The sequence below is a fragment of the Paraburkholderia sp. 32 genome (assembly GCF_050435345.1).
Taxonomy (GTDB): domain Bacteria; phylum Pseudomonadota; class Gammaproteobacteria; order Burkholderiales; family Burkholderiaceae; genus Paraburkholderia; species Paraburkholderia tuberum.
On the sequence record NZ_JBNDKD010000003.1, the window covers coordinates 3,743,873 to 3,757,652 of the forward strand.

At 62.1% G+C, this 13,780-nt stretch carries 11 protein-coding genes and 1 pseudogene; 10 read left to right on the plus strand and 2 right to left on the minus strand.

Going from position 1 to position 13,780, the window contains the following annotated elements; translation table 11 throughout:
* Positions 1–396 precede the first annotated feature (396 nt).
* Both OKW26_RS40085 and otsA read right to left on the minus strand, forming a co-directional pair.
* Complete coding sequence (locus OKW26_RS40085) at positions 397–861, minus strand: hypothetical protein (protein WP_429356998.1); 465 nt, start codon at positions 859–861, stop codon at positions 397–399.
* Positions 862–1,008: 147 nt separating this feature from the next.
* Positions 1,009–2,442 (minus strand): alpha,alpha-trehalose-phosphate synthase (UDP-forming), encoded by a 1,434-nt coding sequence (gene otsA, locus OKW26_RS40090; protein ID WP_184062037.1) that lies wholly within the window; start codon positions 2,440–2,442, stop codon positions 1,009–1,011.
* Between the two features lie 376 nt (positions 2,443–2,818).
* On the opposite strand from otsA, the gene OKW26_RS40095 reads away from it, so the two are divergent.
* The 10 genes and pseudogenes from OKW26_RS40095 (at position 2,819) to OKW26_RS40140 (ending at position 13,609) form a co-directional block, all read left to right on the plus strand.
* The gene (locus OKW26_RS40095; RefSeq protein ID WP_429357178.1) at positions 2,819–3,580 is read left to right on the plus strand and encodes a GntR family transcriptional regulator; all 762 of its coding nucleotides are present in this window, start codon (positions 2,819–2,821) and stop codon (positions 3,578–3,580) included.
* A gap of 126 nt (positions 3,581–3,706) precedes the next feature.
* On the plus strand, positions 3,707–5,317 hold the full coding sequence (locus OKW26_RS40100) for a gamma-glutamyltransferase family protein (protein WP_429356999.1): 1,611 nt from the start codon (positions 3,707–3,709) through the stop codon (positions 5,315–5,317).
* A gap of 112 nt (positions 5,318–5,429) precedes the next feature.
* Positions 5,430–6,740, plus strand: a complete 1,311-nt coding sequence (gene oxlT / locus OKW26_RS40105; RefSeq protein ID WP_429357000.1) for an oxalate/formate MFS antiporter — start codon at positions 5,430–5,432, stop codon at positions 6,738–6,740.
* A 52-nt stretch (positions 6,741–6,792) separates the two neighbouring features.
* On the plus strand, positions 6,793–7,569 hold the full coding sequence (locus OKW26_RS40110; protein WP_184044181.1) for an ABC transporter ATP-binding protein: 777 nt from the start codon (positions 6,793–6,795) through the stop codon (positions 7,567–7,569).
* Positions 7,566–8,420 (plus strand): ABC transporter permease, encoded by an 855-nt coding sequence (locus OKW26_RS40115; protein WP_429357001.1) that lies wholly within the window; start codon positions 7,566–7,568, stop codon positions 8,418–8,420. The genes OKW26_RS40110 and OKW26_RS40115 overlap by 4 nt, the downstream gene beginning before the upstream one ends.
* A gap of 41 nt (positions 8,421–8,461) precedes the next feature.
* Positions 8,462–9,442, plus strand: a complete 981-nt coding sequence (locus OKW26_RS40120; RefSeq protein WP_429357002.1) for an ABC transporter substrate-binding protein — start codon at positions 8,462–8,464, stop codon at positions 9,440–9,442.
* A 20-nt stretch (positions 9,443–9,462) separates the two neighbouring features.
* On the plus strand, positions 9,463–10,815 hold the full coding sequence (locus OKW26_RS40125) for an amidase (protein ID WP_429357003.1): 1,353 nt from the start codon (positions 9,463–9,465) through the stop codon (positions 10,813–10,815).
* 116 nt (positions 10,816–10,931) lie between these two features.
* Positions 10,932–11,079, plus strand: a pseudogene (locus tag OKW26_RS40130) (IS6 family transposase); the annotation flags it as partial.
* Between the two features lie 405 nt (positions 11,080–11,484).
* The gene (locus tag OKW26_RS40135; RefSeq protein ID WP_429357004.1) at positions 11,485–11,832 is read left to right on the plus strand and encodes a hypothetical protein; all 348 of its coding nucleotides are present in this window, start codon (positions 11,485–11,487) and stop codon (positions 11,830–11,832) included.
* Between the two features lie 475 nt (positions 11,833–12,307).
* On the plus strand, positions 12,308–13,609 hold the full coding sequence (locus OKW26_RS40140) for an ATP-binding protein (RefSeq protein WP_429357005.1): 1,302 nt from the start codon (positions 12,308–12,310) through the stop codon (positions 13,607–13,609).
* The last annotated feature ends 171 nt before the right edge of the window (positions 13,610–13,780 follow it).

Below are 13,780 nucleotides of genomic sequence, written 5' to 3' on the forward strand. Positions count from 1 at the left end.
TTTTGTGAATGATCGTTAAATCGGAATCCTTTGCTTTTTCGAGATGGAAATGCGTGATAAACGGGTGCAGCAACACCTAATGGCGAACGACGCATGCGAGTCGATCGCGCGCGGGAAACGGTCAGCCCTGCTGCTAGTAATAGCGCAGTGTGGTAGAGAGAAGCGTGGCGTCGCCGCGAGCGCGCGCCTCCAGAAGTTCGGCGATGCGCTCAATCATGGCCAGCATCTCCCCGCGCGTTTCGTTCGGGTCGGGTCGGGAGGCACATGATTTATCTGATGGACGCGCGTGACAACATATGCAGACACAATATGCAAAACGAATAAACGTCTGCTTCTCGCCGTGCAATTGAAAAAGGCGGCATCAAGCCGCCTTCATTGGATTGCTGACAGAGCCAGTTAGTGCTTCGTCGTGGTCGTGCCAGGAGTCGCAAATCTGTCCTGAACGCTTTGCGCCGCATCGGCCAGCAGGTCCGCCGCATCGCGGGGAGTAAGACGACGGTTCGGAATACCCTTGGCGTCGAGCGCCAGAACCGTGAGCAGTTCATGATCGCAATTGTTCATGCGCCTGTAGTCCTCGCCGATATGAATCATGACCTCAAGCAGATTCCGCTGGTCGTGTCTTTCCTCAGGCGTTACAGAAGGATTCCTGAACAATGAAGTCGCAAGCGTAATCAGATGTTGAAGTTGCTGTCCCTGCCGTTCACAGAGATGGAAGGCAGCCAGCGCGAGACGTTCATACTGAAGCGCATCTAGGGGGGGCGGGAAGAAGGCTGTTGCCTGGTAGCTTTGGTCATACGCGGACCGGGTTATGGTTAAGGATGGCCCGGTCTCACACCTATGAGCGTGGGTGAGCGGGCACATGACAGGGCTGGAAAACCGGTGCAACACCAAACCGGCAGGCCCGAGTCTGCATGTGCTCTTCAGCGGGGCTGCAACGCGATGTCGCGTGGGTACTCGAGCCGATTGCGTCGTCGGCGTAGGGCGGCACGATGCGCCAATCGCCGTCGGTTAGCTCGCGCGATCGGCTGAATGTCCCAGCACCGGTTCACGGTCGTCACTGCGCTCAGCAGCCGAGAGATCCCTCAGAAAACTCGAACTCCACCAGTGCACATCGAACTGGCGGATCCGCCCCATTAATGCTGCGTGACGACTGATCCGTTCTTCGATTGACATCGTCAGCGCACGCTGAATGACCTGCGCTGTCCCGTGCGTATCGTACGGATTCACCAGAAGAGCTTCTTTCAATTGTTCCGCTGCGCCGGCAAATCGGGAGAGAACCAGCACGCCGGGATCGGCTGGGTCCTGCGCGGCGATAAACTCCTTGGCGACCAGGTTCATCCCATCGCGCAGTGGCGTGACAAGCGCGACGCGGCTTGCGCGATATAGTCCCGGTAGCCGCCTACGGGCGACGTTGCGATGAATATAACGAACCGGCATCCAGTCAAGTTCGCCGAAGTCACCGTTTATCGCGCCGCAGAGGCTGTCCATCTCGCGGCGCAGATCGTCATAGGCACCCACGTCTTCCCGGCTCGGGGACGCGATCTGGATGAGTGTTGCGCTGTTGCGGTTCTCGGGGTAGTTCGCGAGAAGCTCACGAAACGCGTGCACGCGCTGCGGTAGACCCTTTGAGTAATCCAGCCTGTCGACGCCGAGAAGCAGGCGGCGTCGGGAGTACTCCTGTCGCATACGATCGAACATTTCGACACCCTCCCGGTCCTGCGCGAGAGCGGCGAACTCATCGACGTCGATTCCTATCGGATACGCCCCGACCCGCAACGTGCGATTGAAGGCCCGAAGCTGTGCGCCGGGTAGCGCGTCAGCGCCGGCTTCGGACTCTACGTAGTGCGTAAAATGCGTCACATCCGCTTCGCTCTGGAAGCCGGCCAGATCGTAGGCGAATAGTGAACGCATGAGCCATTCGTGCTCTGGAATGGCCGCCATGATGAGAGGCGGTGGCATCGGGACATGCAGAAAGAATCCGATCCGGTTGCCGCACCCCATCGCTCTGAGTTCGGCAGCAAGGGGGATCAGGTGATAGTCATGGACCCAGATGATGTCGTCGGGCCTGAGCAACGGTAGCAGCTTCCGCGCGAACAGCTGGTTGACCCGCCGGTACCCTGCTGCGAATCGTACATCAAAATTCGCGAGGTCCAGCCGGTAGTGGAATACTGGCCATAAAACATCGTTCGCGTATCCCAGATAGTAGCTATCGTAATCCTGCTGGTTCAGGTCAAGCGTCGCCAGTTGTATGTTCCCGATTGTTTGCAGTCTGACGCTGGTCTCGCTGTCAGATTCGGGTGCCGCGTCGCGAATCTTGCCGCTCCAGCCAAACCACATCCCACCTGTCTGTTGCAGACTCTCTTTTACCGCTACAGCGAGACCTCCCGCTGCGGCCTTCCGGAGGTCAGCAGTGCGATTCGAAACAACAACAAGACGGCTCACTCAATCCCCCGCTTGGATACCGCAGCGCAAGGCAAGGGCGTGAGCGTGTTATCAGCAGGTCCGATTTGCCCAGCGCTACCGCTTGTCGCGAGGACAAAACCGCCTTTACCAAGCGTCCGTTCTTTACTACAGTGTGTAAGCAATCGTAACACAGTAGTGTTAGCGCTATTCAAAGCCGCGAAGTTCACTTCACGCTTGGCAAACGGCGAATTACTCGAATCAACCTTCGCAATATCGCCCTGATTGCAGAGCGGGACATCGAGAGAAATTTTGCACTGTATCAATTGTCGTTGCAAACACTCATCGAGCGGCTGCGGCAACCTCGCATCATGAATGTTTTGAGGCTACCGATAGTCACTGCCGAAAAGACCCGTCAATTCCAGGCTCATGCGTGAAAGACACAACCCAATCTCCCTCATCGCGCGCTGACCATGTTTATTTCAGCGTGCGCGACGATATCTTCGACATGCGCCTGCTGCCCGGCGATCGTATGACCGAAGGCAGTATCGCGGATCGCTTCGGCGTTTCCCGCACACCGGCGCGCGAGGCGCTGCAGCGCCTCCAAAGCGACGGGTTGATGCAAGGCTATGTGCGCGGCGGCTGGGAAGTCGTGCCGATCGATTTCAAGCGCTTCGAAGATCTATACGAAATGCGCAAGCTGATCGAGTCGTTTTCGGTCAGCCGGTTCTTTGGGGGCGACGGCGCCTTATCCGCGACCGCCTTGCAGATGCTCGAGCGGCTCGAGCGCATCTGGAACGTTCCTCACGCACGGCGCGTTCGCGATGGCCGCGAGATGGTGGCACTCGACGAAGCCTTTCACGAGGCGTTGGTCGTCGCCGCCGGCAACGCCGAGTTGAGCGCGGCCATGCAGCGCGTGACCGACCGCATCCGCGTGGTGCGGCGGCTCGATCTCGTCTATGGTGACTGCATCGATGACACTTACGACGAACACATTGCAATTCTCGCGGCCATCCGCAATCTTGCGGCGGACAGTGCCGTCGAGTTGCTGGGACGGCACATAGAAGGGAGCCGGGCGGAGGTGCGCACGCTGACGACCGAGCGCCTGCAACGCGCCCGCACCGCATTGGAGCCTTACAGCGCTCCCTATGCACCACCAAGGTTGCGCGGCACCATCTAGCAACATACGTCGGAGCGGCTCGAGCTTTTAAGCTCCTTCTGCAGTCAGCCTCTGCGGGAATTCTGGCTGATGGCACGGTTTTCGCATAGACATGGGTATGTATACAAGCAAACCCCTGTTGCTCCCATGGCATCCAAATTCCTGAATCCGGGCCGCGGAACCCGCGGCATGGCGGTTGCGCCTCACGCGCTCGCTGCGCAGAGCGCTCTCGCGATCCTGCGTGAAGGCGGCAACGCCGTCGAAGCGATGATTTCCGCCGCCGCGACCATCGCGGTCGTCTATCCGCACATGAACAGCATAGGCGGGGACGGCTTCTGGCTGATCTCCCGTCCCGGCGCCGAGCCGGTTGGCATCGAAGCATGCGGCGCGGCGGCGCTGGCCGCAACAATCGACGAATACCGCGCGCGCGGACTGTCGGCGATTCCCGTGCGCGGCCCGCTCGCAGCCAATACCGTGGCCGGCACGGTGTCGGGCTGGCAGCGCGCGCAGCGCTGGTCGGCTGAAACGCTCGGGGGCAGGCTGCCGGTCAAACGCCTGCTGGAAGACGCGATCCACTACGCGAAGCACGGCGTGCCGGTCACGCGCAGCCAGGCGCAGTGTGTGGAGAGCCGCCTTGCCGAATTGCGCCCGCTCGCGGGTTTCACCGAAACCTTTCTACCCGGCGGTTCCGCGCCCGTTACCGGCGAGCGCTTCGTCGCACCGCGTCTTGCCGCTACGCTCGAACGTCTGGCCGACGCGGGCTTCGACGACTTCTATCGGGGCGACCTCGCACGCAGCATCGCCGGCGATCTGCAGTCGGCGGGCTCCCTGCTGAGCCTTGCGGATCTCGAACGGCACGAGGCGCGCCTGCGAACGCCGCTCGCGCTCAAGCACTCGCTGGGCACGATCTATAACATGCCCCCGCCGACCCAGGGGCTGGTGTCGCTGCTGATTCTGGGCATCCTCGATCGGGTGCTGACGAAGGACATGGACCCGCTTGGTCCCGAGTTCGTGCATGCGTGCGTCGAAGCGACCAAGCTGGCGTTCGCCGTGCGCGACGCCGAGATTACCGACCCGGATTACATGCGCGTCGATCCGCGTGAGTTGCTGCAGCCGGCCGCGCTTGACGCGATGGCCGCGCAAGTCTCGATCACCCAGGCCGCGCCGTGGGGCGCCGGTCGCGGGCCGGGCGATACGGTGTGGCTTGGCGTGACAGACAGCAACGGCGTCGCGGTGAGCTTCATCCAGAGCATCTATCACGAGTTCGGCAGCGGCATCGTGCTGGCGGGGTCGGGCATCAACTGGCAGAACCGCGGCTGCAGTTTTTCGCTCGACGAGCGCGCACGCAATCCGCTGCTGCCGCTGCGCCGGCCTTTTCATACGCTGAACCCGGCGCTCGCACGTTTTGCCGACGGCCGTACGATGGTCTACGGCAACATGGGCGGCGACGGCCAGCCGCAATCGCAGAGCGCGGTTTTCTCACGCATCGCGAAATTCGGCTGGAATCCGCAAGCCGCGATCGATGCGCCGCGTTGGCTGCTGGGCCGGACCTGGGGCCAGTCGACCGACACGCTCAAGCTCGAAGCGCGCTTCGCGCCCGGCACAGTGGCCCGGCTCGAAGCGCTCGGCCACCAGGTCGAGACGATGCAGGCCTACGACGAGGCAATGGGACACGCCGGCGCAATCGTTCGGTATCCAGATGGATTGATTGAAGCGGGCTACGATCCGCGCAGTGACGGGGCAGCCGCGGGCTGGTAGACGCACACGCGCGCTTTTTTTCAATCAGATTGCAGGTCCGGCCTTTGAGGCCCGGAGGACGCTGCACGTCTGCCGGGCGCCGGCAGGCATTTGCTCAGTAAATGGAGTTTCGATGACCACACCCACACGCTCGCAATCCATAGCGTCGGCGGACCTCCGCAGCACTTCGACCACCGTGACAGGCAACCGTTGGCTTCAGTTGGGGCTGGGTCTCGTCTGCATGATGGCGATCTCGAGTCCGCAATATGTATGGACGCTGATGACCAAACCGCTCGCCGCGAAACTCGGCGTAGCGCTACCTGAACTGCAAGTCACGTTCTCGCTGCTGATCATATTGCAGACGTTTTTCTCGGCGTTTCAGGGCAAGCTGATCGACCGCTTCGGACCGCGCATGCCGATCTCGATCGGCACCGCGATGGCGGGCCTGAGCTGGATTCTGGCCTCGCAGGTGCATAGCGCGCCGATGCTCTATCTGACCTACGGTGTGATCGGCGGGCTGGGCACGGGCATTGTGTATGTCGGCGTGGTGGGGCTGATGGTGCGCTGGTTCCCGACCAGGCGCGGCTTCGCGGCGGGCGCGGTGGCTGCCGGCTATGGCATGGGCGCGATCGTCACGACGTTCCCGATCGCCACGTCGCTGCAGACACGCGGCATCGAAGCCACGCTGTGGATGTTCGGCATTGCGTTCGCAGTGGTCGGTCTGCTGGCTTCGCAGGGTTTGCGCGTGCCGCCTTCGCACGACGATGCCGCCGGTTCCGCGGGTTCCGCGGGTTCCATTTCCGCGCCGACGGTCGCGAGTTTTCGCCCGTCGCAGACACTGAAGACGCCGCTCTTCTGGCTGATGTTCGCGATGATGACCATGATGTCCACGTCGGGTCTGATGGTCACCTCGCAGATGGCCACTTTCGCCGCCGACTTCGGCGTGACCAAGGTGCTCGTGTTCGGCTTGGCCGCGCTACCGCTGGCGTTGACAATCGACCGCTTCACGAACGGACTCACGCGGCCGCTGTTCGGCTGGGTGTCGGACAAGGTGGGGCGCGAGAACACGATGTTCTTCGCGTTCGCGCTCGAAGGCGTAGCAATGGCGCTGTGGCTGCTCACGCGCGATAACGCCGTGCTATTCGTACTGCTGTCGGGCGTGGTGTTCTTCGGCTGGGGCGAAATCTTCTCATTGTTCCCGGCGACGCTGACGGACACCTTCGGCACCCGTCACGCCACCGAGAACTACGGCTGGCTCTACATCTCGCAAGGGATCGGCTCGATCTTCGGCGGCCCGCTCGCGGCATTGCTGCATCAGCACGCGGGCAGTTGGGAGCCGGTGTTCTCCACCGCGATCACGCTCGATATCGCCACCGCACTGCTGGCCATTGCCGTGCTTAAGCCGATGCGCCGCCGCTTTCTCGCCGCACAGCGGGGCGTTTGACTCCGCCCGCCGTCTGCCGCAATGCACACCGAACCGTCGTCGAGGAACAAACATGCCCGTTCAGCTTGCCTTACGCAATATCCGCAAATCGTTTTCGAACAAACTCGGCTCGGTCGACGTCCTCGGCGGTCTGACCTTCGATATTCACGAACGCGATTTCGTCAGCATCATCGGGCCTTCGGGCTGCGGGAAAACGACCGTGTTCAACGTGATCGCCGGCCTGCTCGAGGCGGATAGCGGCGATATCGTCTATCGCGGGCAAAGCGTCGACGGCTTACGCGGCAAGGTCGGCTACATGATGCAGCGCGACCTGCTGCTGCCGTGGCGTACCGTGCTGCAAAACGTGCTGATCGGACCGGAACTGTCGAATATGCCGGCCGCTCAGGCGCACGACATGGCGATGGAATACCTCAACACGTATGGCCTCGCGGGCTTCGAACATGCCTATCCCCGCATGCTGTCGGGCGGCATGCGTCAGCGCGTCGCGCTCATCCGCACGCTGATCAACGATCCCGACATCATCTTGCTGGACGAGCCGTTCTCGGCGCTCGACTACCAGACGCGCCTGTACCTGGAAGGCGTGTTGATGGAAGCTGTCGAAACGTTCCATAAGACAGTGGTGCTCGTCACACACGACATCGACGAAGCGGTCGCGTTGTCCAGGCGCGTGGTCGTGCTCGGCGGCCGGCCTTCGCAGGTGAAGAAGATCTATGACATCGACATCGCCGCGCGCTCGCCGATCGGTGCGCGCAGCGACCCCAACTTCGCGGGTTACTTTCATGCATTGTGCGGTGAGCTCGATATTCAGACGGAGGTAAAGGCAGCATGACGCAGTCCATTTCCATCGATAAATCGGCACCGGCACGGCGTGCACCGAAGGCTCACGTGCGGTACGCACTTGACAGCGGCTGGGGCCGCTCGCTGCTGCAACTGGCGGCCGTGATTGCGTTCTTCGCCATCTGGGAAGGGGCGGCGCGCCTGGGCTGGGTATCGAATTTCCTCGTCGGCTCGCCGTCGAAAATCCTCGCGGCGCTCGTGCGCGACACGCAATCGCATCAGCTTTTTATCGACACCGGCTATACGCTTTTCGAAGCCATTCTCGGTTTCGTGTTCGGCACGGCGGTCGGATCGGTGTGCGGGCTCGCGCTGTGGTATTCGCCGTTCGTCGCGCGGCTGATCGAGCCGTTCATCGTCGCGATCAACAGTGTGCCGAAGATCGCTTTCGCACCGATCGTGATCTTGTGGTTCGGCACCGGGTTGATCTCGAAGGTCGCGCTGGCCATTTCGCTGACCGCGATCGTCGCGCTGATCGCCGCGTATGAAGCGGCCAAAGACGCCGATCCCGATTTGCAGGCGCTGCTTGTCACGCTCGGCGCGAACAAAAACGATGTCTTCATGAAAGTGGTGGTGCCGTTCACTCTACCCTATGTGATCTCCACCTTTCGCATCAACGTCGGCTTCGGTCTGGTTGGCGCGGTGGTGGGCGAATTCATCTCGTCAGAGAAGGGCCTCGGGCACATGATCTTCACAGCGTCGAGCCTGTACGACCTCAACACCGTGTGGGCGGGCCTGTTCGTACTGATGGCGATCGGCTTCGTTCTGTACTTTTTGATCGACCTGCTCGAGCGCAAGCTGCTGCCGTGGCGGCAGGCGTCGAATACCACCACGCTCAAGGTTTAACCCATTTCCGGCAGTCCAACCACTTCATCTCAGGACAGACGATGGCACTCACCGCAAGAAAGGCGCTGAGCGCGCTGAGCATCGCTTTAACAGTGAGCGTTGCAGCTGTTTCGACGCCGGCGCTTGCCGCAGGCAAGAAAGTGACTATTTCGCAAGCGTTCCAGTCGATGCTGTATTTGCCGCTCTATGTAGCGATCGACGGTGGCTTCTTCGAGAAGCAGGGACTCGACGTTAGCAAGCAGACGGCGGGTAGCCCGAGCGCGGCGCTCTCCGCCGTGCTGTCGGGCAGCGCCGATTTCTCGCTGCACGGGCCGGAGTGGACGGCCGTGGCCGCCGAGAAGGGCGCGGATGTCGACGTGATCGCCAACGTCGTGAACGGTGCGGCGGTGTGGATCGCGGTTGCGCCGGACGTGAAGTTCAGCGGCATCAAGGATGTGAAGGATCAGGTTGTCGTGTCGGGACAGATGCCGACTACGAGCACGTCGCTGTTCTTCAAGCTGTTGAAGGAGAACGGCATGTCCCAGAGTGACGTCAAGCTGGTTCAGGTGCCGCTCGGCTCGGAGATCGGACCGCTGGTCGCCGGTCAGTCGAAGATCGCGGTGATGTATGAGCCGGGTCTCGATCAGGCCGTCGCGAAGGGCATGAAAGTCGTGCTCGGCTTTCCGAAGCTCTATGGCGAATACGCGTTCTCGTCGATCTCCGCCAAACGCAGCGTCGATCCTGATGCGGCCGCGAGGTTCGTGAAGGGGCTGCAAAACGCGCTGGTTTTCATGCAGGGCCATCCTGCGGAAACCGCGGCGATCGCTCGCAAGGAATTCCCGACGCTCGATCCCGTGGTGGTCGATGCAGCCGTCAAGCGCATGCTGGACGAAGGCGTGTATCCGAAGAACGTCGGCATCACGCCGAAAGCGCTGACCGTCGCGATGGACACGCAGATCGCGCTCGGCAACCTGAAGCAGCAACCCAGCTACGACAGGTTCGTCGTTCAGAGTTACATTCAGCCGGCGCTTGCCGCGAAATGACACCGTTTGCCGACGCTTCCATGACTATGTTCCCTGCTTCTTCCACCGTCGCCCCGATTCCCACTATCGCCCGGATTCGCGCCGAGGTCGCCTCGGGCAATGCAGACGTCGCGCAGTACGTCGTGCGCGCTTACGATGCCGCGTGCGAATCGCAGGCGTCATTGCATGCGTTCTGCTATTTGCCGGAGATCGCGCCGGTCAATGCCGTCGATGCGACGGTGCCGTTGGCGGGCGTGCCTGTCGTGGTGAAGGACGTTCTGGATACCGCCGACATGCCGACCGAATTCAACTCACCCGCCTACAAGGGCCGACGCCCTGAGCACGATGCGTGGGTGGTGGCGCGTCTGCGTGCGGCGGGCGCGTCGATTATCGGTAAGACCGTGACCACCGAATTCGCCTGGCGTCAGCCGGGCGCGACCGTCAACCCGTGGAATGGCGGGTTCACACCGGGTGGTTCGTCGAGTGGCTCCGCGGCGGCGGTGGCGGCGGGCATCGTGCCGCTCGCACTCGGCACGCAGACCCAGGGCTCGGTGATCCGGCCCGCGGCGTACTGCGGCATCGTCGGGTTCAAGCCGACTTATGGCGCGATCGCGCGCACGGGCGTGTTGCCGCTGGCGTGGTCGCTCGATCACGTCGGCATGTTCGCGACGCGCGTCGCCGATGTAGCTTACACACTGGCGCTCGTCACTGGGGCCGATGCAGCCGATCCGCACGTCTCGCACGTTCCGCACACTGCCGCGACGACGCGCGGCACTGGGACGCGGCGCATCGGCGTGCTGTCGAAACAGGTCGGCGGCGAAGTCGAGCCGGCGCAGCAGGCCGCGCTGGACAGGCTCGCGGCCCAGCTCGCGCGAGACGGTGCCGAGATAGTCTCAGTCGATCTGCCTGTCGAGATCTTCGAAACGCCCGCGCATGCGTTGAAACTGATGTCCGTGGAAGCGGCCATCACGCACGGCGAACTGGTCGATCGCACGCCCGAGCTCGTGAGCCAGGCAATGCGCGGTCTCGTCGACGAGGGACGCAAGCTGCCCGTCACCGCCTATGCCCGGATCAAGGCGGCGCAGATGCCGATGGCGCATCGCTTTCACGACTGGCTGACGCGCACGATGGCGCTCGATGCGCTGCTGGTCGCGCCGGCCACGGGCGAGCCGCCGCGCGGACTCGACTATACGGGCGACGCATCGTTCTGCGCACCGTGGACGTTCCTCGGTGTACCGGCCGTGACCGTTCCGGTGGGATTCGGGCCGGCGGGCTTGCCGCTTGGCGCACAACTGGTGGGCGCCGCTCACGGCGACCTGGATTTGCTGATGTTGGCGGAGTGGGTGGAATCGCGCACTGGCTGGCAAGCGACGGTGGCTCAGCAGCACGGCTGAGCGCAGAGGCAAGGCCGGGGGCAATCGAAAACCGCATAACGCCGAGGGGCCGGTGAGCCGGCCTTTCCCATCGGCCGGTGTTGATGTTCGTAAATTCCGCTAGCCGTGTTCACGGCAGCTATCCGGCGGCGAAGGCCAATATCCCCGAACTGGCGAACCTCAGGCATGTGTTCGTCAAGGCGAGCGCTCGTGTCAACAACCGCGCAAAGCAGTCATCAGCCGACGCGCGAGCGCGAGCGCCGAATGCGTGGTTTCCGAGCCCCAGAGATATTGATCAGGCATCCGGATCGAAGCAACGCGTTCTGATCGCGTCGACGTCGACCGAGCTTTCGTCGTGCGCGAGCAACTGGCTGTCCGGCAGGCGCAAGGGCACGAGGTTGTCAGCGAGTTCAGGCTGATCTGCGTGTTGACCGCCAGCTCCAGTTCGCCATCATGCCTCATCAGCAGCAGTAGCTGTGAAGTTCGAAAAGAACTCCACATCCTCGTCCCAACAGGGGCGGATAGGTGTCGTAGTGCTACATGAGCAATCAAGCATCGTCATGCATCCGCCAGTGCCAAAGTGACATCTTTTGACACACCTTTCCAACAGATTTGAGGTCGCGATCTCTGTACATTCTCTTCTCGGCGCGCGATCCGCTTCGTGCGCCCTCTATGTAAAGGAGGATGCTCATGAAAACTCGAACGTTTGCCATGCTGGTGGGTGGGGCTTTGCTCACATCCATGACTGCTTCCGCGTTCGCCGGCGTGGTCGTCGGTATCGCCGTGCCGGCTCCCGTCGCGGTCGTTCCGGCGACACCTGTCTATGCGCCGCCGACCGTGGTCGTGCAAAACGGTTACGCAGCAGCCGTGCCAGCGGCAGTCGCACCGGTTGTGACGGTTTCGCCAGTGCCCCCACCTCCCATGGCGGTCGTCGTCATGCCGCGTCGTCCTGTGATGCACGTAGTTACGGTGCCGCGTCGCGTCTGGATGCCTGGTCACTGGGTAGGTGGGGTTTGGGTGGCCGGTCACTGGTTGTGAAATCTCTGCGCCGAACCCGTCTCGTGCGATACATCACCCCGGTCCATCAAAGCAGCAAAGCCATGTTGCACATCGCTTCGGCGCCAGCGCTGCTCGCCGCGGTCTGCTGGTTGCCGACTTTGTGCTGCTGGGCGTCCTCGGTGCACTTACGGTTGGAGGGCGCATGAGGCTGAATGGACGTGCACCCAAACGATTGTCCCCCGCAGCGATAATTCACCATCGTTTAACAGCTCCGCATCGCAGTGCGCAGTGCCGTATGCGGCGCTAATGAACCTCGCGGAGCTCGCGCGACGCTATGGCAATTCGTCCGCCATCCTTTTGGACGCGCTGTACGGCATGACCGCGCAAGTGGATGAGTGCCTTTCCCGGGCAAGGATGCAGAGGACCCACTGCGATCCCGGGACCGGTCAATCGAATGCAAAAGGCATCTGACTGTTTTATGTATACCTGCGTAGCAGGTCATCGAGAGAGCGAGATGAAAGGAAGCGGTATGTCGGTATGGCGGGGTTCCCTTTTCGCGCGCAACGTATTGCTGTTGATTGTACTGATGCTGACAAGTCAGATCCTGGTCTTTGCCGTCTATCTGAACTTTATCCAGAAGCCAAGAGTTGACGATGGCGCAGCGCTCGTGGCATCGCAGATCCGGATCCTGGACCGGCTGTTGTCAGTCCTGCCGGACGACGAGCGAAACCGGCAACTGCTCGAAATGAACGGAGCGCCCCAAGGTGAACTGCCGCCGCCACAGGCTCGCGACGGGTTGCCTCCCGACTACATGGCGCACCGCTTTTTCGGTCGACTGGCATCGGAACTTGCCCCGGACGACCAGCTTCGCTGGGAGCGCGACGGGCACCGGATCTGGGTGCGTCTACATGTGCAGGACGTCCGGTACTGGGTGGCGCTGCGTGGAACATCGGCCATGAGCAGTACGCTGCCTTGGGCGCTGATCGGCCTGTTGTTAAGTGCGGCCACCCTTCCTGCTCTTGGGGCCTATCTGATCCACCGGCCGGTCGAACAGGCGCTGCGCCGGCTGGCGCGCGCTGCCGGCACCATCGAGCGTGGCGTTTGGCCCGAAGCGGTTCCCGTGAGCGGCCCGCGCGAGCTGGCAACAGTAGCGGAGGCGTTCAACCGGATGGCGTCGACGCTCGAAGATCTCGAAGCGACGCGCGCCGAAATGCTTGCGGGCATATCGCATGATATCCGCACGCCGCTGACCAAGCTGCGCATGGCCATCTTCGCACCGGAGTCATTCGAGGCCCCGGCCGCCAGTGCGGAACGCTTTGTCGAGGAGATCGACACGATCGTCCAGCAGTTTATCGATTTCGCCCGGGGGTGGGATAGCGAACCGGCGACGCACGGCGATCTGAACGCGCTGATCGAACAGCTCGCCGCCGACTATGCAGGTCTCGGTCGCACGTTCGAACTGTCGCTCGCGGAATTGCCACCTGTTGCGTTCCGACCGGTCGGCATGCAGCGCCTATTGATGAACCTGATGCAGAACGCGGTCGTGTACGGTCAGGTCGGGCTCGCAGTCCGGACTACCGTGGACGCGCGAAGTGTCACGATTGCGGTTGAGGATCGGGGGCCGGGCCTGCCTCAAGAGCTTCTGTCGTTGATCAAGCAACCATTCCGGCGCGGCTCAGAGGCGGATCGAAAGGGCGGGAGCGGCCTCGGCCTCGCGATAGCGGAGCACGTCGCACAGCAGCATGGCGGCACGCTCGATCTCTTCCAGAATGCGCCGTCCGGACTCAAGGCCGTCGTGCAAATTCCCATTCCTTAACGGGCACTTGTCGGCGCGATGACTGCGCCGTCGACGTGGTGTGGCAGGGACTACGACTTAATGTGACGTTCGAGCCCCGCCCAAAGGGTCTGGCAGGGCAGCGTGAGCATTTGATGAGATGGCCATTTTTCATGGTTGTGTGATGAAAAACCTTACAAGATACTTTGCGGT

Coding starts and splice junctions, on each gene's coding strand:
- OKW26_RS40085 (WP_429356998.1), bottom strand. CDS start 861: ATGTGCCCGCTCACCCACGCTCATAGGTGTGAGACCGGGCCATCCTTA.
- OKW26_RS40100 (WP_429356999.1), top strand. CDS start 3,707: ATGGCATCCAAATTCCTGAATCCGGGCCGCGGAACCCGCGGCATGGCG.
- oxlT (WP_429357000.1), top strand. CDS start 5,430: ATGACCACACCCACACGCTCGCAATCCATAGCGTCGGCGGACCTCCGC.
- OKW26_RS40110 (WP_184044181.1), top strand. CDS start 6,793: ATGCCCGTTCAGCTTGCCTTACGCAATATCCGCAAATCGTTTTCGAAC.
- OKW26_RS40115 (WP_429357001.1), top strand. CDS start 7,566: ATGACGCAGTCCATTTCCATCGATAAATCGGCACCGGCACGGCGTGCA.
- OKW26_RS40120 (WP_429357002.1), top strand. CDS start 8,462: ATGGCACTCACCGCAAGAAAGGCGCTGAGCGCGCTGAGCATCGCTTTA.
- OKW26_RS40125 (WP_429357003.1), top strand. CDS start 9,463: ATGACTATGTTCCCTGCTTCTTCCACCGTCGCCCCGATTCCCACTATC.
- OKW26_RS40135 (WP_429357004.1), top strand. CDS start 11,485: ATGAAAACTCGAACGTTTGCCATGCTGGTGGGTGGGGCTTTGCTCACA.
- OKW26_RS40140 (WP_429357005.1), top strand. CDS start 12,308: ATGAAAGGAAGCGGTATGTCGGTATGGCGGGGTTCCCTTTTCGCGCGC.